General features: G+C 69.0%; 15 protein-coding genes. 13 read left to right on the plus strand and 2 right to left on the minus strand.

Features of this window, described 5'->3' with window-relative positions; all coding sequences use genetic code 11:
• Window positions 1-11: 11 nt before the first annotated feature.
• From ASE86_RS12855 to ASE86_RS12890, 8 genes are read left to right on the plus strand one after another with little or no spacing between them, the layout of a single operon-like run.
• Window positions 12-2,357 (plus strand): beta-N-acetylhexosaminidase, encoded by a 2,346-nt coding sequence (locus tag ASE86_RS12855; protein ID WP_056427637.1) that lies wholly within the window; start codon window positions 12-14, stop codon window positions 2,355-2,357.
• Entirely contained in the window at window positions 2,354-4,921 is a 2,568-nt protein-coding gene (locus tag ASE86_RS12860; protein ID WP_056427641.1) for a beta-mannosidase, read from the plus strand. The genes ASE86_RS12855 and ASE86_RS12860 overlap by 4 nt, the downstream gene beginning before the upstream one ends.
• Window positions 4,918-7,434 (plus strand): glycoside hydrolase family 3 C-terminal domain-containing protein, encoded by a 2,517-nt coding sequence (locus tag ASE86_RS12865; protein ID WP_056427644.1) that lies wholly within the window; start codon window positions 4,918-4,920, stop codon window positions 7,432-7,434. Before ASE86_RS12860 ends, ASE86_RS12865 begins: the two co-directional genes overlap by 4 nt.
• Complete coding sequence (locus tag ASE86_RS12870) at window positions 7,431-8,861, plus strand: glycoside hydrolase family 125 protein (RefSeq protein ID WP_056427647.1); 1,431 nt, start codon at window positions 7,431-7,433, stop codon at window positions 8,859-8,861. Before ASE86_RS12865 ends, ASE86_RS12870 begins: the two co-directional genes overlap by 4 nt.
• Window positions 8,858-11,170, plus strand: a complete 2,313-nt coding sequence (locus ASE86_RS12875) for a GH92 family glycosyl hydrolase (RefSeq protein ID WP_082441915.1) — start codon at window positions 8,858-8,860, stop codon at window positions 11,168-11,170. Before ASE86_RS12870 ends, ASE86_RS12875 begins: the two co-directional genes overlap by 4 nt.
• Window positions 11,167-13,263 (plus strand): hypothetical protein, encoded by a 2,097-nt coding sequence (locus ASE86_RS12880; RefSeq protein WP_056427652.1) that lies wholly within the window; start codon window positions 11,167-11,169, stop codon window positions 13,261-13,263. The genes ASE86_RS12875 and ASE86_RS12880 overlap by 4 nt, the downstream gene beginning before the upstream one ends.
• Window positions 13,260-15,176 (plus strand): alpha-L-fucosidase, encoded by a 1,917-nt coding sequence (locus tag ASE86_RS12885; protein ID WP_056427655.1) that lies wholly within the window; start codon window positions 13,260-13,262, stop codon window positions 15,174-15,176. Before ASE86_RS12880 ends, ASE86_RS12885 begins: the two co-directional genes overlap by 4 nt.
• The gene (locus ASE86_RS12890) at window positions 15,176-15,991 is read left to right on the plus strand and encodes a hypothetical protein (protein ID WP_056427658.1); all 816 of its coding nucleotides are present in this window, start codon (window positions 15,176-15,178) and stop codon (window positions 15,989-15,991) included. Before ASE86_RS12885 ends, ASE86_RS12890 begins: the two co-directional genes overlap by 1 nt.
• 7 nt (window positions 15,992-15,998) lie before the next feature.
• Here the strand turns inward: ASE86_RS12890 and ASE86_RS12895 are convergent, their stop codons facing one another.
• On the minus strand, window positions 15,999-17,015 hold the full coding sequence (locus tag ASE86_RS12895) for a DUF1176 domain-containing protein (protein WP_056427661.1): 1,017 nt from the start codon (window positions 17,013-17,015) through the stop codon (window positions 15,999-16,001).
• Window positions 17,016-17,080: 65 nt separating this feature from the next.
• On the opposite strand from ASE86_RS12895, the gene ASE86_RS12900 reads away from it, so the two are divergent.
• From ASE86_RS12900 to egtD, 5 genes are read left to right on the plus strand one after another with little or no spacing between them, the layout of a single operon-like run.
• Entirely contained in the window at window positions 17,081-18,040 is a 960-nt protein-coding gene (locus ASE86_RS12900; protein WP_056427664.1) for a glutamyl-Q tRNA(Asp) synthetase, read from the plus strand.
• Window positions 18,041-18,049: 9 nt separating this feature from the next.
• Window positions 18,050-18,283, plus strand: coding sequence for a twin transmembrane helix small protein (locus ASE86_RS12905; RefSeq protein ID WP_056427667.1), 234 nt, complete (start codon window positions 18,050-18,052; stop codon window positions 18,281-18,283).
• 40 nt (window positions 18,284-18,323) lie between these two features.
• Window positions 18,324-18,878 carry a cob(I)yrinic acid a,c-diamide adenosyltransferase gene (locus ASE86_RS12910; protein WP_056427670.1) on the plus strand — a complete coding sequence of 185 codons (555 nt, stop codon included), beginning with the start codon at window positions 18,324-18,326 and terminating at the stop codon, window positions 18,876-18,878.
• A gap of 45 nt (window positions 18,879-18,923) precedes the next feature.
• On the plus strand, window positions 18,924-20,183 hold the full coding sequence (gene egtB / locus ASE86_RS12915; protein ID WP_056427673.1) for an ergothioneine biosynthesis protein EgtB: 1,260 nt from the start codon (window positions 18,924-18,926) through the stop codon (window positions 20,181-20,183).
• 1 nt (window position 20,184) lies between these two features.
• Window positions 20,185-21,162 (plus strand): L-histidine N(alpha)-methyltransferase, encoded by a 978-nt coding sequence (gene egtD / locus ASE86_RS12920; RefSeq protein ID WP_056427676.1) that lies wholly within the window; start codon window positions 20,185-20,187, stop codon window positions 21,160-21,162.
• A 201-nt stretch (window positions 21,163-21,363) separates the two neighbouring features.
• Here the strand turns inward: egtD and ASE86_RS12925 are convergent, their stop codons facing one another.
• Window positions 21,364-22,215 (minus strand): IclR family transcriptional regulator, encoded by an 852-nt coding sequence (locus tag ASE86_RS12925; protein ID WP_056427678.1) that lies wholly within the window; start codon window positions 22,213-22,215, stop codon window positions 21,364-21,366.
• Between the last annotated feature and the right edge of the window lie 7 nt (window positions 22,216-22,222).

Genomic DNA, 22,222 nt, shown 5'->3' on the forward strand with positions numbered 1-22,222 from the left:
AGGGAGCGGGTATGGCGGGCTGGTCGAAGCAGGCGATGGTGGCGACAACGGTGGCGATGGCGCTGCCGGGGGGCGCGGCGATCGCGCAGACGGGGGCTGCGCTGCTACCGATGCCGGCACGGATCGCGCCGGCCGCCGGGCCCGGCTTCACGCTGGCGAGCGGTGCCGGCATCACCGTTCCGGCCGGCGACTCCGGGGCCGCCGCGGCGGCGCGAATCCTGAGCGATGTCGTTCGCGTCCAGCGCGGCCTGACGCTGGCGCGCGATACGGGCGGGGCGATCCGCTTCGTCCGGGATGCGTCGATCGCCGGGGACGAGGCGTACCGCCTGACCGCGACCCTGAGCGGCGTCACCATCGCCGCCTCGGGCGACCGCGGGATGCTGTACGGCGCGATGACGCTCGCGCAGCTCGCCAGCCCGGACCGCAACATCGGCAAGCCCGTCCTGATCGCTGCGCAGACGATCGACGACGCGCCCCGGTTCAAGTGGCGCGGGCTGATGCTCGACGTCGCGCGGCATTTCCAGCCGATCGCCGTCGTCAAGACGATGGTCGACCAGATGGCGGTGGTGAAGCTCAACACGCTCCACCTCCACCTGACCGACGACCAGGGCTGGCGCGTCGAGATCCGGAAATACCCCAAGCTGACGCAGGTTGGCGGCTGGCGCCTGCCGCCGTGGACCGGCGGCCCCAGGCCCATCGATAAGGTCGGCGGCAGCTACACGCAGGCGGAATTGAAGGACCTGGTTGCCTATGCCGCCGAGCGTGGCATCACCATCGTGCCCGAGATCGACCTGCCCGGCCACGCGACCGCGCTGGTCGCCGCCTATCCGGAGCTCGGCATCCTCGGCGACGCGCCGGTCGTCAGCAACAACTGGGGAATCGAGCCCTATCTGTTCAACCCCGGCCCCAAGGGCATCCAGTTCGTCAAGGACGTGCTGGACGAGCTGATGGCGATCTTCCCCGGCACCTACATCCATCTGGGCGGGGACGAGGCGATCAAGGACCAGTGGCAGCGCAGCCCGGAGGTCCAGGCGCAGATGAAGGCGCTGGGGCTGAAGGACGAGGAAGCGCTGCAAAGCTGGATGATCGACCAGTTCGGCCTCTATCTTCAGTCGAAGGGCCGCCGCCTGATCGGCTGGGACGAGATCCTGGAGGGCGGCCTGCCGCAATCGGCCGCGGTCATGTCGTGGCGCGGCGAGAAGGGTGGGATCGAGGCGGCGAATGCCGGTCACGACGTCGTCATGTCGCCGGGCGGGCCGCTCTACCTCAACCAGACGCAGACGCTGCGCAGCGACGAGCCGCCCGGGCGTTACGACATCAACTCGTTGGAATCGGTCTACAAATACGACCCGATGCCCGCCGCGATCGCGCCCGATCGCGCGCATCATGTGCTCGGCGCGCAGGGCAATCTGTGGAGCGAGTATATCGTCACGCCGTACCAGTTGCAGCACCATGCCTTCCCGCGCGCAGGGGCTTTGGCGGAGATCGCGTGGTCGCCCAGGGGAGACAAGAACTTCGCCGCCTTCCTGCCGCGGCTGATGCGCCAGGCCGATCGCTGGCGGGCGAACGGCGTGCAGGTCGCGGACACGCCGTTCGCCGTCGACTTCACAATTCCCGGCGGGCGGGGCGCGGCGCTGCGCAAGAACGCCGTTCCGCTGACGTTGTCCGCCCAGGTCGCCTATGGCACGATCCGCTACACCACCGATGGCAGCACCCCGACCGCGCGGTCGAAGGCGTACGGCGCGCCGTTCACGGTCAAGCCGGGCATGATCGTCCGCGCCGTGGCGTTCGACGCGAGCGGTTTCGCAACCTCGGCCCCGCGCGCCTTCGATACGTCGCGGGTCAGCCTGCTCACCCGGATCAACCCGGAATTGAAGGCGTGCCCGGCCGGCAGCCTGGGTCTGCGCCCGCCGCTCCGGTCGGAAGCGACCGAGAACGCGCCGGTGTACAACATCAACCTGTTCGATACCTGCATCCTCGACCCGGACGTGCCGATGGACGTGGCGAAGGGGTACACGGTCGAGGTCGTCCGGCTGGCGCGCCACTACGGCCTGGCGCACGAGGCACGGATGGTGCGCGAGCATTACAACGTGTCCGCGCACGGCGAATTGCTGGTCCAGGTCGGCTGCATCGCGGCGGCCGAGAAGCGCAAGGCCGGCGACAAGACGGCCCGCCCGATCGCGGCCGGCGCCTTCCCGTTGCCCGATCCGAAGACCGCACCGCAGACGTTCAGCTTCTCCGGCACCTTCCCCAAAGGTCTGAAGGGTGACCAGGACGTCTGCTTCCAGTTCACCTCGCCGATCGCCGACCCCTATTACACGGTCGGCAAGATCACGCTGACGGAAGCGGCCAAGTGAAGCGCGCCCTCGCCGCCGCCCTGCTGCTCTGTTCGACGTCTGCATTCGCGGCCGAGAAGTCCGTCGTCCAGCTCGACCGCGGCTGGCAGGTGCGGATCGATCCGGCCGATGCGAATGCAAAGACGCATCCCAGGGAAGCCGCATGGCTCCCCGCGACCGTGCCCGGCAGCGTGCAGCAGGATCTGATCGCGGCCAAACGCGTGCCCGATCCTTTCCTCGCGCAGAACGAAGCCGCGATTCAATGGGCGGGGCTGACCGACTGGCAGTGGCGGACGGTCATCGACGTGACGCCCGCGATGCTGGCGCGCGATCATCTGGACCTCGTGTTCGACGGGCTCGACACCTTTGCGGTCGTCAGCGTCAACGGGCAAAAACTGCTCACTGCCGACAACGCGCATCGCCGCTGGCGGGCGGATGCGAAGCCGCTGCTCAAGGTGGGGCGCAACGAGATCACCGTAAGCATCGCCTCGCCGATCAAGCGCCTGCAACCGATGGTTCTGGCCGAGGCGAACCCGCTGCCCGGCGAGTATGACAGCGCGTTCGGCGACGAGCCCAAGGCCAAGCAGACCTCACCCAATATCCGCAAGCCGAAGTACCAATATGGTTGGGACTGGGGTCCACGGATCGTGACCCTGGGGTTGTGGCGTCCTGCCCGGATCGAGGCGTGGGACGACGCGCGGATCGACAGTATGCGGATCGACCAGGACGCGCTGACCGAGAACGAAGCGCGGGTCACCGCGATCCTCACCGTCGTCGCCGACGCCGCCGTCCGCCGCACCGTCCGAGCGGTGGTGACTGCCCCCGATGGCCGCCAGGTGCCCGTCGAGCGCGATGTCGACCTCGCGCCCGGCGAGAACCGCGTGACCCTGCCGGTGACGATCGTCCAGCCGCAGCGCTGGCAGCCGGTCGGCTATGGCGCGCAGCCGATGTACCGCATCGCCGCCGATCTGGGCGGTGACGACCGGGCAGAACGCCGCTTCGGGCTGCGCACGGTCGATCTGATCCGGGACAAGGGCAGCTTCGGATTCAGGATCAACGGGACGGAAGTGTTTGCCAAGGGCGCGAACCTGATCCCGTTCGACAATTTCCCCTCGCGCGTCACGCCCGCCCAGATACGCACCGTGCTCCAGGGCGCGCGCGATGCTAACATGAACATGATCCGCGTGTGGGGCGGCGGATACTATCTCGACGACGCCTTCTACGACATCGCCGACGAAATGGGGCTGATGGTGTGGCAGGACTTCATGTTCGGCGGCGCGGTGACGCCACCGGATGCGGCGTTCCGGCACAATGTCGCGGCCGAAGCCGAAGAACAGGTCGCGCGGCTGCAGGCGCACCCATCGATCGTCATCTGGGCCGGCAACAACGAAGTGCTGTCGGGCTGGGAAAACTGGTCCGATCGCAAGGCGTTCAAGAAGGCGGTCGGCGCGGACGAGCAGGAGCGGATCGGCGTCGGTATGGCCGTGCTGTTCGACCGCGTATTGCGCGACGCCGTGACGCGGATGTCGCCGGGCACGCCCTATTGGCCGGGGTCGCCCTCGACCGACTACGAAGGGCCGACCGATACCGACCGCGATGGCGACCGGCATTTCTGGGACGTGTGGTCGGGATCTAAGCCGGTCGAACGCTATCTGGACAGCTGCCCGCGCTTCATGAGCGAATACGGGTTTCAGGCGATGCCGAACCTGGCGACGATCCGGCAGTTCGCGGGGGCAGGCGAGTTGAAGCCCGATAGCCCGGTGCTGAAGGCGCACCAGAAGTTCCTGGCCGGTGAAGGCAACGCGCGCCTGGAATTCTACCTGCGCGAACGGTTGCGGCCGGCGAAGGACTTCGCCGATTTCGTGTACCTGACCCAGGTCAACCAGGCGCAGGCGATCGGCATGGCCGCGCGCCACCACCGCGCGTGCCGGCCGGTGACGCTGGGGTCGCTCTACTGGCAGCTCAACGACACGTGGCCCGCGATCAGCTGGGCGAGCATCGACTGGTATGGCCGGTGGAAGCTGCTGAACTTCGAGGCGAAGCGGTTCTTCGCACCCCAGGCGATCGTCGCGGAGCACAAGGGTGGAGCGACGCATGTGTCGGTCGTGTCCGACGCGACGACGCCGATGCCCGCGACGTGGCGACTGAGCGTGCGCGACATGGCGGGCGCCGTCCTGTCGACACGCGAGGAAGCGGTGACGCTCGCCCCGCTGTCGGCGACCGAAATCGCGCGGATCGACGACGCGGCGCTGTTCACGACCGCGCCGGCCAACGCCAGCTATGCCGTCGCCGAACTGATCGTCGCGGGTGCGCCGGTCAGCCGGACGATCGTGGAGCGCGCACCGCCCAAGGATATGGCTTATCCTGACCCGCAGCTGGCTGCGACCTGGGCGGGCAAGCGCGTGACGGTCCGCGCAGGCGCCTTGGCGCGGGCGGTGATGCTCGATTTCCGCGACGTCGTGGCCCAGCCGGGCGACAACGGCTTCGACCTGCTGCCCGGCGAAAGCGTGACGCTGGACGTTGCGTCCGATGCCTCGGCCACGACGCTGGCCAAGGCGCTTACGCTCCGGAGCCTCAACCGATGATCCTGGCGATCCTGCTGCAAGCCACCGACCCGGTCGGGGCCGCCATCGCGACGATGACGCTGGAGGAAAAGGCCGCTCAGCTCCAGTCGAGCGCGCCCGCCGACCGGGAAGCCGGGTTGCCGGCCTATGACTGGTGGAACGAGGGGCTCCATGGGCTTGCCCGCAGCGGGCCGTCGACCGTGTTCCCGCAAGCGATCGGCATGGCGGCGACATGGGACACCGTGCTGGTCGGCCGCATCGGCGACGTCGTCGCGACCGAGGCGCGGGCAAAGTTCAACCGCAAGCCCGTCGGTGCGGACCGCCGCATCTACGAAGGGCTGACGATCTGGTCGCCCAACATCAACATCTTCCGCGACCCGCGCTGGGGGCGGGGGCAGGAGACGTACGGCGAGGACCCGTATCTGACGGGCCGCATCGGCACCGCCTTCGTGCGCGGGTTACAGGGTCCGGATCCCGCGCATCCCAAAGTCATCGCGACGCCGAAGCATTTTGCGGTCCACAGCGGGCCGGAAGCGGGGCGCGACGGCTTCGCCGTCATGCCCTCCGCCCGCGACAGGGAGGCGACGTACCTGCCCGCCTTCCGCATGACGGTGACCGAAGGCGGCGCGCGCTCGCTGATGTGCGCGTACAACTCGATCCACGGCGTGCCGGCGTGCGCGGCGTCGGGCCTGCTGGTCGACCGGCTCCGCAAGGACTGGGGGTTCAGGGGCTTCACCGTGTCGGATTGCGATGCGGTGTCCAATATCCACCTGTTCCAGCATTACCGGCTGGACGCCGCGGGTGCGGCAGCAGCCGCGGTGCGGGGTGGCAACGATCTGAATTGCGGCACGGCCTACGGCGCGTTGCCGGCCGCGGTGAAGCGCGGCCTCATTACCGAGGCCGAGATCGACACCGCGCTCCGCCGGGCGCTGACCGCGCGGCTCGATCTGGGTATCGCGTTCGGCGCGAGCTCGCCATGGTCGCGCATCCGCGGCGATCAGGTCGCGACACCGGCCCACGCTGCGCTCGCGCTGGAGGCGGCGCGCAAGAGCATCGTGCTGCTGAAGAACGATGCCGATCGCCTGCCGCTGAAAGCCGGCGCGCGGATCGCGGTCATCGGGGCGAATGCCGACGATCTCGGCGTGCTCCAGGGCAATTACCATGGCACCGCGGTCGCGCCGGTGACGCCGCTGGAGGGGCTGCGCAAGCGCTTCGCGGTGACCTTCGCGCAAGGATCGGTGCTCGCCGACGGCGCGCCGGTCGTCGTGCCCGAAACTGCCTTCCGCGACCTGACGGCGGAATATTCGACCGGCGGCAAGGTGGTCGCGCGCCGGCCGGAGCGCCGGATCGATCACGACTTCAACCGCGCCGCCCCGCTGCCGGGCCTGCCCGCGGAGGGGCCGTTCGCAGTGCGCTGGACCGGGCAGTTCGTGCCGCCCGCACCCGGCACCTATGCGCTCGCGATCGACGTCCCGGCGTGCTGGAAATACTGCAAGTCGCACGATGCGGTGCGACTGTGGATCGACGGCAAGCCGCTCGCCGATGGCGAAGTGAAGAAGGGCCGCGTCGAGGTCACCGTGCAGAGCGACGGCCGCCCCGTGCCGTTCCGGCTGGAGCTCGATCACGCGTCCGAGGACGAAGGCATTCGCCTGCTCTGGAGCCCGCCTGCCGATCCGCTGATCGCCGAGGCCGTCGCGGCGGCGAAAGCGTCGGATATCGCGGTGGTCTTCGCCGGGCTCTCGCCCGATCTGGAGGGCGAAGCTTTGCAGGTGCAGGTCCCCGGCTTCGTCGGCGGCGACCGCACCGACATCGGCCTGCCCGACGCGCAAGTACGGCTGCTCAAGGCCGTCCGCGCCACCGGCAAGCCGGTCGTATTGGTACTGGCGAGCGGCAGTGCAGTGGCGGTCGATCCTGCACTCGCCGACGCCATCCTGACGATGTGGTATCCGGGCGAAGCCGGCGGCACCGCGCTCGCCGAGACGCTGGCGGGCCTCAGCAACCCGAGCGGGCGCCTGCCGGTGACCTTCTACAAGGCGACCACCGACCTGCCCGCCTTTGTCGACTACGGCATGAAGGAGCGGACATACCGCTACTTCTCGGGCGAGCCGCTGTGGGGCTTCGGCCATGGCCTGAGCTACACGCGCTTTGCCTATCAGAACGTCCGGGCGGTCGGGGATCTGGCGAAGGGTATCGCCATCACCGCGCGCCTCGCCAACACCGGCGCGCGTACTGGCGAGGAAGTCCTCCAGGCCTACGTCGTTCCGCCCGCGACCGACGAGCGGCCCAACTTCACCGACCCGGTCCTGCGCCACCAGCTCGCCGGGTTCACCCGCACGACTTTGAGCCCCGGCCAGGCGGGCGACGTGTCGCTGACGCTCGACCCCCGGTTCCTGAGCGTCGTGCTGCGCGACGGCACCCGCCGCGTGCTGCCCGGCACCTATCGCATCTGGATCGGCGGCGGCCAGCCCGATAAGTCCGCAGGTGCCTGGACCGAGATCAATCTGGCAGGCGCAGCACGGGACTTGCCGAAATGACCATCACGCGTCGCACCTTCGTCGGAGCCACAGCCGCGCTCGCCGCGCTGCCCGCGCACGCGAAGGACGACGCACCCCCGGCGACCCCGACCAAACGCCCGCCCGTCACCGAGCGCAAGTTCGTCAGCAAGGCGATCGAGCGCGAGATCGTGCGGGTGAAGGCGAAGATCGCCGACCCGAAACTCGCCTGGATGTTCGAGAATGCGTATCCCAATACGCTCGACACCACGGTCAGGATGAGCACGGTCGCCGGACGCCCGGACAGCTTCGTCATCACTGGCGACATCCCCTGCCTGTGGCTGCGGGATTCGGCCGCGCAGGTGAAGCCGTACCTGCACCTCATCAAGAAGGACCCCAAGCTCGACGAGCTGTTCCGGGGCCTCATTGCCCGCCACGCGCGCTCGATCCTGATCGACCCGTATGCCAACGCCTTCATGGAAGACCCGACGGCGAAGACAAATCTCGGCTGGGCGCTGAAGGACGAAACCGAGATGCGCCCCGGCGTCGCGGAGCGGAAGTGGGAGATCGATTCGCTCTGCTACGCGCTGCGCCTGGCGTACCTCTACTGGCGCGAGATGCGCGACCCGCGGCCGTTCGACGTGACCTGGGCGAAGTCGGCGCGGCTGATCGTCCAGACCTTTCGCGAGCAGCAGCGCAAGGACGGCCCCGGCCCCTACAGTTTCCGCCGCACCGCCAACCAGCCGTCAGAAACCTTGTTGTGGGGCCATGGCAACCCGACCAGGCCGGTCGGGCTGATCCACTCGGGTTTCCGCCCGTCGGACGATGCCTGCCTCTACCCCTTCCTGATTCCGGCCAACATGTTCGCGGTCATCACGCTACGCGAACTCGCGGTCGTCGCGGCCGAAGCGGCGGGCGACATGAAGCTCGCGATGGACGCCAAGGCGCTGTCGGACGAGGTCGAAACCGCGATCCAGCAGTACGGCAAGATGCGGTTGCGCGATGGGCGCGAGGTATGGGCCTACGAGGTCGACGGCTTCGGCAACGCGGTCTTCATGGACGACGCGAACGTGCCGTCGCTCTCGGGGCTGGGCTATCTCGGCTGCGTAAAGCCCGAGGATCCGCTGTGGCGCCGCACCGAAGCCGCCGCCTGGAGCGATGCCAACCCCTGGTTCTTCCGCGGCAAGGCGGTGGAGGGGATCGGCGGCCCCCACGTCGGTCCCGGCCAGGTCTGGCCGATGTCGCTGACCATCCGCGCGCTGTCCGCGGTCGACGACACGACCGTGCGCCAGTGCCTGAAGTGGTTGCGCGACACCGACGGCGGCACCGGCTTCATCCACGAAGCGGTGGACCAGGATAACCCGGCGAAGTTCACGCGCGACTGGTTCGCCTGGGCGAACGGCCTGTTCGGCGAACTGATCGTGAAGCTGGCCGACGAACGCCCGCACATATTGGGGACCGAATTATGAAGATCAGCCGTCGTGCCCTGCTCGGCTCCAGCGCCGTCGCCTTCACGCTGCCGGTGTCGGCGAAGCTGCCGCAAGGGGAGGCGCGGCCGAACCTGTTCATCGGTACCGGCGGGCACGGCCACACCTATCCCGGCGCGACGCTGCCGTTCGGCATGGTCCAGCTGTCCCCGGACACCGATGTCGAGCGCTGGGATGCGTGCTCGGGCTACCACCGCACCGACACCTCGATCATGGGGTTCAGCCATACCCATCTGTCGGGCACCGGCATCGGCGACATGCTCGACGTGCTGGTCGTTCCGACCCGCGGCCCTGTCCAGCTGACGCCCGGCACGCTGAAGGACCCGGACGCCGGGTACCGCCAGCGCTTCTCGGGCGAACATGCCGAGCCCGGCTACTACCGCGTGGCGCTGGAAAGCGGTGTCCAGTCCGAATTGACGGTCACCGAACGCGTCGGCTGGCACCGCCACCGCTTTCCCGCCGGGCCGGGGCATATCCTGGTCGACCTGTCGCATTTGATCCTCGACACGTCCGATACGAAGCCACTGGTCGACGAGGCACATATCGCGATCGACGCGAATGGAACGCTGACCGGCAGCCGCCGGGTGTTCCGCTGGGCAAAGGGGCGGCGCATCCATTTCGCGATGCAGCTGTCGCGGCGGCCCGACCGCATCACGTTCTATGGCGACGGCGACACTGGGCAGGCGGCGGGCAGCACGCGCGTTGCCGGCAAGCGGGTAAAGGCGGTGCTGCACTACGACGACGCCGGCGCGGCGCCCATCCTGATCCGCTGCGGCATCTCCGGCGTCGATGTCGCGGGCGCGCGCGCCAATCTGGCGAAGGAGGCGCGAGACTGGGATTTCGACCGCGTCCGCCGCACCGCGGCGACGACGTGGCGCACGGCGCTGGGCGACCTGAAGGTGTCGGGAGGGACGGCGGACCAGCGCGTCATCCTGTCGTCGGCGCTTTACCACGCACAGCTGGCACCGACGCTCTTCTCCGATGTCGACGGGCGCTATGTCGGGATGGATGGCCAGGTCCACACCGTTTCGCCAAGCGGCGCGGCGTACAGCACCTATTCGCTGTGGGACACGTATCGCGCGCTCCACCCGCTGCTGACATTGGTCGCACCGGATCGGGTGAAGAGCCTGGTCGACGACATGATCCGCCAGAGCGCCCAGTCGCCCTATGGCCCGCTGGTCTGGCCGCTCCAGGCCAAGGAAACCGGCACGATGATCGGCTGGCACGGCGTCGTGCCGCTGGCCGAGGCGCAGGCGAAGGGCATCCCTGCCGACTATGCCGCGGCCTGGCCGGCGATCCGCCGCCGCAGTTTCGATTTCACCGCGCCCGACAAGGACAATTCGCTTGGGCGCGACCTGTACGACCGGTTGGGCTATGTGCCCGCCGACAAGGTGTTCGAAAGCGTCAGCCGGACGCAGGAATATGCGTACGACGACTGGGCTTCGGCGCACATTGCCCGCGCGATCGGGCAGGGGGCGGACGCCGACCGGCTGCTCAAGCGATCGGGCAACTGGAAGAACGTACTCGACGCGTCGATCGGCTTCGCGCGGCCCCGGTTTGCCGATGGCAGCTGGTGGACGCCCTACGACCCGATCCAGCTCGGCCACATGCCCAAGCCCTGGTGGCGCGACTACACCGAGGCGAACGGCTGGCAGGCGACCTTCCTGAACCAGCACGACATCTACGGCCAGATCGCGCATTTCGGCGGCGATGCGGCGTTCGAGGCAAAGGTCGACGCCCTGTTCGCCGCGCCCTCGACCCTGCCCGATAACGCCCCGCCCGACATCTCGGGGCTGGTCGGCCAGTACGCGCACGGCAACGAACCCGACCAGCATGTGCCGTACCTCTATGCCTACGTCGGCGCGCCCTGGAAGACGCAAGGAATGGTCCGGCGCCTGTGCGTGGAGATGTACAGGAACGACCCCGACGGCATCATCGGCAACGACGATTGCGGGCAGATGAGTGCGTGGTTCGTGCTCTCGGCGCTCGGCTTCTACCCGGTCGATCCGGTCGAGGCAGTGTACGTCTTTGGCTCGCCGCTGTTCGAACGCGCCGAGCTGCGGGTCGGCGCGGGCAAGCGGCTGGTGATCGAGGCGCCGGGCAACGGCCCGACCACGCCCTATGTCACTGCAGTCACGTGGAACGGGCGGCCGTGGACCAGAAGCTGGATTGCGCACGCCGACCTGATCCGCGGCGGGCATCTGCGCTTCACGATGAGCGCGACGCCGAACCGCGATTTCGGTCGTGCGCTGGCCGATCGCCCGCCATCGAACGGCCGCCGTCCGAGGTGAAATCGCTCGCGATCGCCCTGGCCCTGCTGGCGACGACGCCGGCTGCGGCGCGCGACATCGCGCGGGCGTGCGTGACGGGCGATGCCGTCGCGGCGCCGCTGCTTGCGCGGCGTCTGGCCGAGGGGACGGGTATCGCGACCTGCGATCCGAAGGTCGCGCCGATCCGGTTCGCGATGGACGTCACCGCGCCGGGCTTCGTCATCCGCGAGGGGCGCGGCGGCACGCGAGTCAGCGCGCGCGATACGCTGGGGCTGGTGCAGGGCGCCGGCTGGCTGTTGCGCAAGGCCGATGTCGCGCCCGGCCGCGCCGTCGTCACCATTCCGCGCCGGCTGGCTGAGGCACCGACGACCGACGTGCGAATGACGCAGATCGGCTACCGCGCGAAGAACAACAGCCTGGACGCCTGGACCGTGCCCATGTTCGAGCGCCGGATCGAGGACATGGCGCTGTGGGGTGCGAGCGGGGTGCAGGTGATCGCGCCCGTCAGCGACGACGCGCCGAACAGCCCGCTGTTCCCGCAAGCTCCGATCCCGACGCTGCGCGCGATCGGCGAAGCGGCGCATCGGTTGGGGATGCGGTTCGCGCTCTATTACCCGATGCTCGGCGACTATGCCGACGCGGGACGGATCACGAAGGAAACCGTGGCGCTCGATACGCTGCTTGGGCAACTGCCGCGGGTCGACGATCTTTACGTGCCGGGCGGCGACCCCGGCCACACCGCCCCTGCGCGACTGTTCCCGTTGATGAAGGCTGCGGCCGATGTTGCGCGGCGGCGGAACCCGGCGGCGACGGTGTGGCTATCGACACAAGGGTTCGACGCGAAGGGGCTGGAAGCGTTCTACGCCGAACTGGCGAAGCAGCCGACGTGGCTGACCGGCGTGTTTGCAGGGCCGCAGACGCGTGACCCGGTCGCGATTCAGCGCCGGCGGGTGCCGGCACGCTATCGCTTGCTGCTCTACCCCGACATCGCGCACACGATGCACGCGCAGTTCCCGATTCCCGAATGGGCGCCGGAATTCGCGCTGACGCAGGGGCGCGAGCCGATCAATCCGCAGCCCGGCGCACAGACGCGCATCTGGCGGCATTTCGCGGGACTGCACTCGGGCTTCGTCACCTATTCCGAAGGTGTGGCGGATGATTTCAACCAGCTGCTCTGGTTTCGTCTCGGCTGGGGGCACGATGGGCAGGACGCTGCGGCCGACTATGCGCGGATGTTCGTCGGCGACGCGCGTGCCGCGGCGATCCCGACGCGGCTGGAGGCGAACTGGGTCGGCGATCCGGCCGCCAATGCGGGCATCGACGCGACACTCACCGCAGTCGATGCGGTGTGGCCGGGCCGAGCGGCGGACTGGCGGCTGGACAGTTTCCGGTACCGCGCTGTCTATGACGCGCTCGTTCGCCATCGCACGATTGCCGGGCGAGCAGGGCGGCCGGAGGGTGCGCAGATTGCCGCGCTCCGCCAGCGGCTCGACGACCTCGCCGCCCGCCTGTTCGCGACGGCGCGACTGCAACTGAGCGTGACCAAGTTCGGCGCCTCGCACATCGAGCGCGGCGCGAACCTGGACCGCGCCGACACGCCGCTTGCCGACCGCGGCCCCGATCGCAGCCGCTCGGCCGAGGGTGCGCTCTACGACGATTTCGGCAACCCGCAGGCCGAGCCGCACCTCGTTCGCGGCACCAACGGCGTCAACGACCCGGCGATGTTCGGCGCCGCGATCGACGGCATCGCCGACCGCACCATGGCGGACGGTTGGCGGATGGCGCAGCTGACCTATGCCGAGGCGCTGTACGATGCCCCGCTTCGCCTGCTCTACACCGGCCTCGACGCCAAGCGTTGCTATCGCATCGCGGTGACCTATGCGGGCGAGGACTATACGCTGCCCATCCGCCTGGTCGCCGATGGCGTTCACGAAATCCACCCGCCCCGCCAACGCCGCAGCAATCCGGAGACGGCGGAATTCGCCGTCCCCGCCGCCGCGACCGCGGACGGCACGCTGGAGCTCGCCTTCACCCGCCCGCCGGGCATGGGCGGCAGCGGGCGGGGCGCGCAGATCGCCGAAACCTGGCTTATCCCCGTAAAGGACGCACGATGACGCTCGACCGCCGTACCCTGATCGCCTCCGGTCTCGCCGCGGGCGCGATGCCTGCGTTGCCCGTCACCGCGCAGACCGGCGCCCCCAGGCCCCGGGGCGCGACCCCGTCGAAGCGCCAGCTCGCCTGGCATGGCCATGAGCAATACGCGTTCATCCATTTTTCGATCAACACCTTCACCGACAAGGAATGGGGCTATGGCGACGAAAGCCCGACCCTGTTCGCGCCCACCGACTTCGACCCCGACCAGATCGTCGCAGCGGCGAAATCGGCCAACATGCGCGGGATCATCCTGACCGCGAAGCACCACGACGGCTTCTGCCTGTGGCCGACGCAGCTGACTGAGCATTGCATCCGCAATTCGCCCTACAAGAACGGCAAGGGCGACATCGTCGGTGAGATGGAACAGGCCGCACGCCGCGCGGGGCTGAAGTTCGGCGTCTACCTGTCGCCGTGGGACCGCAATCACCCCGAATACGGCCGCCCAGCGTATATCGACTATTTCCGCAAGCAGATCGTCGAGCTCTGCACCCGCTATGGCGAGTTGTTCGAATTCTGGTTCGACGGCGCGAACGGCGGCGACGGCTATTACGGCGGCGCGCGCGAAACGCGAAAGATTGATGCGCCGGCGTACTACGACTGGCCGAGCATGATCGCGCTGGTCCACCAGTATCAGCCGATGGCCTGCACCTTCGACCCGCTCGGCGCCGATATCCGCTGGGTCGGGAACGAGGACGGCGTGGCCGGCGATCCGTGCTGGCCGACGATGCCGAACCATCCGTACGTCCAGTCCGAAGGCAATTCGGGTGTGCGCGGGGGTGCCCTGTGGTGGCCGGCGGAAACCAACACGTCGATCCGTCCGGGCTGGTTCTATCATTCGGACGAGGATTCGAAGGTGCGCTCGCCGGAAAACCTCATCCGCTACTATGACACCTCGGTCGCGCGCGGCACCAACATGCACCTGAACCTCCCGCCCGATCGCCGAGGTCGGATCCCGGATCAGGACGCCAAGATCCTGAAAAGCTTCGGCGACGCGATCCGGGCGAGCTTCGCGACCGACCTGACGCGCGGCGCCGTGGCCCACGCCAGCAGCGAGCGCGGGGTCGCCTTTGCGGCAGGCAAGGTGCTCGACGGGAAGCGCGAGACCTATTGGACCACGCCCGACGAGGTCACCACCGCCAGTCTGGTGCTCGACCTGCCGCCGGGTCGCGCCTTCGACCTGATCCGCATCCGCGAACACCTGCCGCTCGGCATCCGCGTGACGAAGTTCGCGGTCGATGCCGAGGTCGCGGGCACGTGGCGGGAACTGGCGGCGCACGAATGCATCTCGGCGCAGCGGATCATCCGACTGGAGACGCCGATCATCGCGCGCCGCGTGCGACTGCGCATCATCGAGGGTACTGCCGGTCCTGCGATCAGCGAACTGTCGCTGTTCCGGTCGGTCGCGCCGGTGCCGGTGCCGGCGATCGTTTCCAGCGACCCGACCGTGCTGTCGACCGCTGCTTGGCGGATCGTCTCGGCGACCACGGCCGGGGCGGACAAGCTGCTCGACAATGATGCCAAGACGATCTGGGTCACCCCCGCACCGACCGCGGCTCGGCCGGTCGTCGTCACCGTCGACATGGGGGCCGAACGGTCGGTGGCGGGCTTCAGCCTGACGCCGTCGCGCCAGGTCATGACCGGCGCCGCGCCGCCCAAGGGCTATCTGGTCGAGGTCAGCCGCGACGGCCGGGTCTGGCAGCCGGCGGGCGGCGGGGAACTGCCCAACATCGCCTATGCCCTGTCGACGCAGCGGCTGAATTTCACCGGCGGCGCCCGGCCCGTGCGTTACCTGCGGCTGAGTTTCGGCGAGACCGCGGTACCCGCGGCCAGGCTTGCCATCGCCGGCATCGGCGCGTTCAGCCGGCCGCGCTGATGCTTGCCCTGTTCCTCGCGCTTGCGTTGCCGCAGCAGGACGTCGTCGTCACCGCCGAGAGGGAAAAGGCGGCAAAGACGGTCGGACGGCAGGTCGACGCGATCCTGCCGCCGCTGACGATGGACCAGCCGGTCGCGCGCTTCACCGATCCGGTATGCGCGGGCGTCGTCGGGCTGTCGGCGAAGAGCGGGCAGGCGGTGATCGATCGCATCGGCATCGTCGCCGATGACGTGGGGCTGAGCGTCGGCGAACCCGGCTGCAACCCGAACCTGCTGGTCATCGTGACGCAGGACGGCCGCGCTGCGGTCGAGCGCATCCTGCACCGCCGCGCCGGCGTCATGGCCGCGCAGTCGCGTGCCGATTATCGCCGCATCCTAGGCGAGCCGGGCGGCGCACGCGGCTGGGTCGAGAGCGAAGTGCGCAGCCGCGACGGCGATCGTCCGCAACCGGGTGCCCCGGGCGAACCGCCGACGCTAACGGTCCAGGGATCGAGCCGCCTGATCCCCGGCTTCCGCCGCGACATCGTCAGCGCGGTCGTCATCATCGACAGTGCCGCCGCGGCGACGCGCGACACCGGCCAGATCGCCGACTATGCCGCGATGCGCGCGCTGGCCGACGCCCGGCCGGGGCGGGCGGGGCAGGGGCGGACCATCCTTCAGATCTTCGCGCCCGGTGCCGGCGACGACGTCCCCAAGACGCTGACCGACACCGATCGCGGCATCCTGCGCGGGCTGTATTCCGGGCAGGGCAACGTGCCGTGGGGCATGAAGCGTGGGTCGGTGGTGCGCGCGATCCTGGACGCCGGCGCGAAATAGAGCCGCGCTACCGGCGCCGCACGTCTGCGCGCCAGGTCGTGGCAAGCCCGGTGTTGCCGCGGCATTCGATCATCTGCGCCTGCTCGACCAGGCGTAGTCGCGCGCCGTCCCATACGAAGTTCTGCGAAATGCCGCAGTCACCGACGCCGCGACCCTTCGAATAGCTGGACAGCACGCCGTTCTCGAATGCGGCGTTGACCAGCACCGCCGGTCCGGCGGTCGATGCGTCCTCGCCATAGCCGGTCGGAACATCGGCGCGGGCCGGGGCGACCTTGCCCCCGCGCAGCACAAATGCGGCAGAGGCGAGATTATAGGCACCTGCCGAACAGGGCACGAGTACCAGCGTCGCGCCGCCACCCAGCGCGTGCTGCTCCGGTGTGCTATCGCCGGCCAAGCCATTCGGGTCGCAGTCGGCGGCCTTGCGCATCGCTGCGACCTGCGCGGCGCTCGGGCGCGCGGCGGTGCCCGATGGCCGGAGCGCAATGACGACCGGCGGTGCCGGCGGCGCGGGCACCCGCGCGGCCGGGGCCGATCCCCTGGCGACCGCGGCCGTGACCGTCCCGACCCGGTGCTGCACGGCGTCGATGTAGCGGAGTGCTGCCGACGCGCCGGTCAGGCTGAGCGTGGATTGAGCGGTGCCGGATGTGGCCAGGATCTGGAGCTTGCGCCCCGTCGCCATCGCCGCGCCGATCGCGTCGGCCGCCGCGCCGTCATAGGTCATGCGACCCGTGGCCAGTCGCCGGCCATCTACCGCGATGCCGCGCGGACGGTCGTCGTCCGGCTGCACCGTCACGCAAAAATCGCTGGCGCCGCCGCCCGCGCGTTCGATCAACAGAGTCGTCGGCGGCGCCTCGCCCGGGTCCTCGGTCCCGAGCGACAGCATCATGCAGGCGTTGGTATTGTCGCAGCCGACCGTCCAGTCGCCGAACGTCTTCATCGCGCCCGGCTTCGGCACGCCTTGCGCCATCGCTGCGGCTGGCAGGAGGGCGAGCGTCATGGCGAGCGGGGCAGCGATCCGGATCATGACGCGAGGCTAACCGGCGCGGCGCGCATCGACAAGCGGGTGTCGCGGCGCCATCTCTGCCGGCCATGTCCGTATCCGTCGTCACGCGCTTCGCTCCCAGCCCTACGGGTCGGCTGCACCTGGGTCATGCCTGGTCGGCAGCACTGGCACACCGGTTCGCGCGCGACCGCGGCGGCAGGTTCCTGCTCAGGATCGAGGACATCGACGGCACCCGCAGTCGCGAGGACCATGTCGCCGGGATCGTCGAGGATCTCGCGTGGCTCGGGCTCGATTGGGACGGGCCGGTGGTGCGCCAGTCGGCGCGTCTAGGGCTGTACGACGCCGCGCTCGATCGGTTGCGCGCGATTGGATTGCTGTATCGCTGCGTGTGTACCCGCGCGGACATTGCCGCGAGCCTGTCGGCCCCGCACGGTCCCGCCGGCGCGGTGTACCCGGGGACATGCCGGACGCGCGATATCGATCCGAGCCTGCCGCATTGCTGGCGGCTGGATGTGGGAAAGGCCCTGAAAATCCTCCCCGGCACGGGGAGGGGGACCGCTCGCGAAGCGAGTGGTGGAGGGGGCGTGCCCCAAGCGATGTCCCTCGCGGCGCCCCCCCTCCACCGTCCTGCGGACGGTCCCCCTCTCCGTGCCGGGGAGGATTTGTGGTGGCATGATGCGTCCGTCGGCTGGATCCGTGCCGATCCGGCCGCGCACGGCGACGTCGTCCTCGCGCGCAAGGATGCGCCGGCCAGCTATCACCTCGCGGTCACCATCGACGACGCCGCGCAGGGCGTCACCGACATCGTCCGCGGCATCGACCTGTTCGACAGCACGCACGTCCACCGCCTGCTCCAGGCGCTGCTCGACCTGCCGACGCCCGCCTATCATCACCACCCGCTACTGACCGATGCCGCGGGCGAGCGCCTCGCCAAGCGCACCGGCGCGCCGACGCTGGCGGCGCTGCGCGATGGGGGCACGGACGGTCCGGCGCTGGTCGTCGATCTGCTGGCCGGACGCCTTCCCAACGCAGGTGCGACGCACTAGATAAGATCCATGAACACGTTTCTCGCCCTGGCCCTGATCGCGGCGATGATCGCCACGGTCGTCGCGCTGATCCGCGGCATCGTCACCTTCCTCCAGACGACGGAGGAAGAGTTGAAAGCCGGGCCGGACGGTCCGACCACGTCGCAGACCAAGTCGAACAAGATGATGCAGTTCCGCATCTTCTTCCAGGCGATCGCGGTGCTGATCGTTGTCGTGATCCTGTTCGCCGCCGGTCGCACCTGACCGGTTTCGCGCCGGCCCGCCCCGGACTTCAAGCGCCACGATGGTAAAGCTCAACCGTATCTATACGCGAACCGGCGATGCCGGGACGACGGGGCTGGTCGACGGCAGCCGCGTGTCGAAGGCGGATACGCGGATGGCGGCGATCGGCGATGTGGACGAGGCGAACTCGGCGATCGGCGTCGCGCGCACCGCGCTCGAAGACGGCGCCGTGGCGAACGAACTCGCGCGCATCCAGAACGATCTGTTCGATCTCGGCGCCGATCTGGCGACGCCCGGCGACATCCCCGGCGCGCTGCGGGTGACGCCCGCGCAGGTCGAGCGGCTGGAGCAGGCGATCGATGCGCTCAACGCCGATCTGGAGCCGCTGACCAGCTTCATCCTGCCCGGCGGTATGCCGGCGGCGGCGCACCTGCACCTGGCCCGCGCCATCGTCCGTCGCGCCGAGCGCGCGGCGGTGGCATTGGCGGACCACGCCGCTGTCGGCGCGCCGGCGCTCGCCTATGTCAACCGGCTGTCGGATTATCTGTTCGTTGCCGGACGTTACGTGAACCAAAAAGGCCATGCCGACGTTCTGTGGGTGCCCGGGGGTTCGTAACCCGGACCGCAAATCCGGCGGTCTGCCCGCGGGCGAAGGATCGCCATGCCCCTCGCCCCTGTGCCGGCGCCGTTCGCCGATGACGCATTGGCCCTCTTTTCCGACGTCCGCGCCTTGAGTGAAGCGTTGGTCGCGCCGCTGAGCGACGCCGATGCGACCGTCCAGTCGATGCCCGATGCGTCGCCCGCCAAATGGCATCTGGCGCATACCAGCTGGTTCTTCGAGACGTTCGTGTTGCGCGATCATGTCGCGGACTACCCGTTGTTCGATCCGCGCTTCCCGTTCCTGTTCAACAGCTATTACGAGGCCGAAGGCGTCCGGCACGCGCGGGATCGCCGCGGGATGATCACGCGGCCGACGCTCGACGACGTGCTTGCCTATCGCGCCGCGGTAACGCAGGCGGTGGTCGCGGCGTGGCCGATGCTGAATGACGACGCTCGCGCGCTGGTGACGCTGGGGTGCCATCACGAACAGCAGCATCAGGAACTGCTGCTGACCGATATCCTGCATCTCTTCTCGTGCAACCCGTGCGAGCCCGCGATGTGGGCGCCCGAACGCAAGGTGCCCGTTGCGGTGCCGGGGCCGATCGGCTGGATCGAGAGCGAGGAGCGGATCGTCGAGATCGGCCACGACGGCACCGGCTTTGCGTTTGACTGCGAAGGCCCGCACCACCGTGCGCTGGTGCCCGCCCATGCCATCGCCGACCGCACCGTCACCAACGGCGAGTGGGCCGCCTTCATCGCCGATGGCGGCTATTCGGATGCGCGGTTGTGGCTGAGCGACGGCTGGGCGTGGGTGAAGAGCGAGGGCATCATCGCGCCGCTCTACTGGGAATCGCGCGATGGCGTCTGGACCCGCTTCGGACTCGACGGACACCGCGCGATCGATCCCGCCGCGCCGGTGACGCATGTCAGCTTCTATGAAGCGGACGCCTACGCCACCTGGGCCGGTGCGCGCCTGCCGACCGAGGCGGAGTGGGAAGCCGTCGCCGCGCCACACGCGGCCGACGCCGGCAACTTCCTCGACATCGCCGGCCCGGTCGAACCGCGCCCGGCGGCATCCGCGCCGGGCTTCTTCGGCGACGTCTGGGAATGGACCGGCAGCGCGTACCGTCCCTATCCCGGTTTCGCCGCGGCAGAAGGGGCTGTCGGCGAATACAACGGCAAGTTCATGAACGGGCAGTTCGTCCTGCGCGGCGGGTCGTGCGCGACCCCGCGCGGGCACGTCAGGTCGTGCTACCGCAATTTCTTCCCCCCCCATCAACGCTGGCAATTCACCGGCGTGCGCCTAGCGAAAGACCTCTGAGATGCTGAAGCAGGAAATCGAGGACGGCCAGGTGTCGCTCGCCGATCCGCAGTTCCGCCACGACGTGCTGACCGGCCTGGCGCTGCGCCCGCGCGCGATCCCCGCGCGCTGGTTCTACGACCGTCGCGGGTCGGAACTGTTCGAGGAAATCACCGAGCTTCCCGAATATTATCCGACGCGCACCGAAATCGCGATCCTGGCCGACTCCTGCGCCGATCTGGCGCAGCGCGTGCCGGCAGGATGCGCGGTCGTCGAATTCGGTTCGGGATCGTCGACCAAAACGCCGACGCTGCTCGATTGCGTCAGGCCGGCGGCCTATGTGCCGATCGACATCTCGGGCGATTTCCTGCGAGATAGCGCCAACGTCATCGCGCAGAACTTCCCCGACATCGTGGTCGCTCCGCTGGAGGGCGACTTCACCAAGCCGCTGAAGATGCCGTCGGGGGTCGCCGGTCTGACGAAGCTCGGCTTCTTCCCCGGCTCGACCATCGGCAACATGTTGGCGGCCGGCGCGGTCGACCTGCTGCGATCGATGCGTGCGACGCTGGGTGAAAGGTCGCTGCTGCTGATCGGGATCGACCGGATCAAGGACGAGGACGTGCTGGTGCCGGCCTATGACGATGCGGCCGGCGTGACCGCGGCGTTTAATCTGAACCTGCTGTGCCGGATCAACCGCGAGCTGGACGGCACGATCCCGGTCGAGGACTTCCGCCACCGCGCGATCTGGAACGACGACCGTGCGCGGATCGAGATGCATCTGGAAGCGATCCGCGATGTCGAGTTCACGGTCGAGGGCCGGCCGTTCTCGATTGCGGCGGGCGAGACGATCCACACCGAGAACAGCCACAAATACGGGCCCCGCGATGCCCGCCTGCTGCTGCGCGGCGGTGGCTGGACGCCGGTGGCGGAATGGACCGATGCGGATGGCAAGTTCGCGCTGATCCTGGCGGAGGCACAGGTCGAGCGGCGGGCGCCGTAAGTTTTCCGTTCGTCCCGGAAAAAGTCGACGGGCGGGTGGCCGGGCACCTCGCTCGCGACGAACGGGGCAAGGTGGGAACTCATCCCGTTCCGTTCGCCCTGCGCTTGTCGAAGGGCCGTTCTGCGATACACCCGCCATCCGCTCGCGGCACGAAGGATGCTGCTTCGACAAGCTCAGCACGAACGGGGGAGGGGCCTGCTCTTACCCCGCCAACGACCTCCGCTTCTTCGTCGGGGCAGCGACGGATAGCGTCGGTACGATGTCCTCGTCCGCGCGGTCGTACCAGCCGAGCGCGGTCGAGATGGCCTCGGCGGTCGCCTTCAGCGCGTCGAGCGCCTCGGCCTGCGTGCAGTGCGGGGCGCCGTCGATCGCTTCCAGGAACGGGATGGTCAGCGCGGCGACGACATGGCCATCGAAGCCGAAGACCGGGCAGCTGATGTCCGACACGCCCGCCATCCGCGCGCTGGGGATCGATTCATTGCCCTGGTCGCGCACCTGTTCCAGCCGCGCGTCGAGCGTCGCCGACGTCCCCACGTCCTGCAGCAGCACCGCCCGCGCCGCGTCGGTCGCGAAGGCGAGCAGCACGTGGCCCGAACAGCTCGACGCCAGATCGACCGAAGTGCCCAGACGCACGGCGAAGCCGGTCTGCCCCGGACTTTCCTGACGCAGCACGACCAGCCCCTGCGCGCCGTTGACGACCACCAGATGGCAGGACTGTTCGACCTGCGCGGCCAGCGCGTGCATCAGCGGGCCCGCAACATGCGTCAGTTCCTGCGCCGGCGTCGCGCGGTGGGCGACCTCCAGCAGCTTGTAGGTGACGCGGTAGCGGTCGCTCGCCGGGTCCTTGCGCAGCCAGCCGCGCCGGTCGAGCACGACCACCACGCGAAACAGCTCGCTGATCGATCGGCCCATGCGGGTCGCCATTTCGCTGATCGACAGGCCGGACGGCTCGCTGCCGAGCAGTTCGATCACGTCGATGCCCTTTTCCAGCGCGGGGGCGGAGTAGGCCGGGCTCTTGGCGTCGTCGCTTTTCGGGGGCTTGGGGAGGGCCATCGCCAGA

The sequence above is a fragment of the Sphingomonas sp. Leaf33 genome (assembly GCF_001421785.1).
In the GTDB taxonomy this organism is placed as follows: domain Bacteria; phylum Pseudomonadota; class Alphaproteobacteria; order Sphingomonadales; family Sphingomonadaceae; genus Sphingomonas.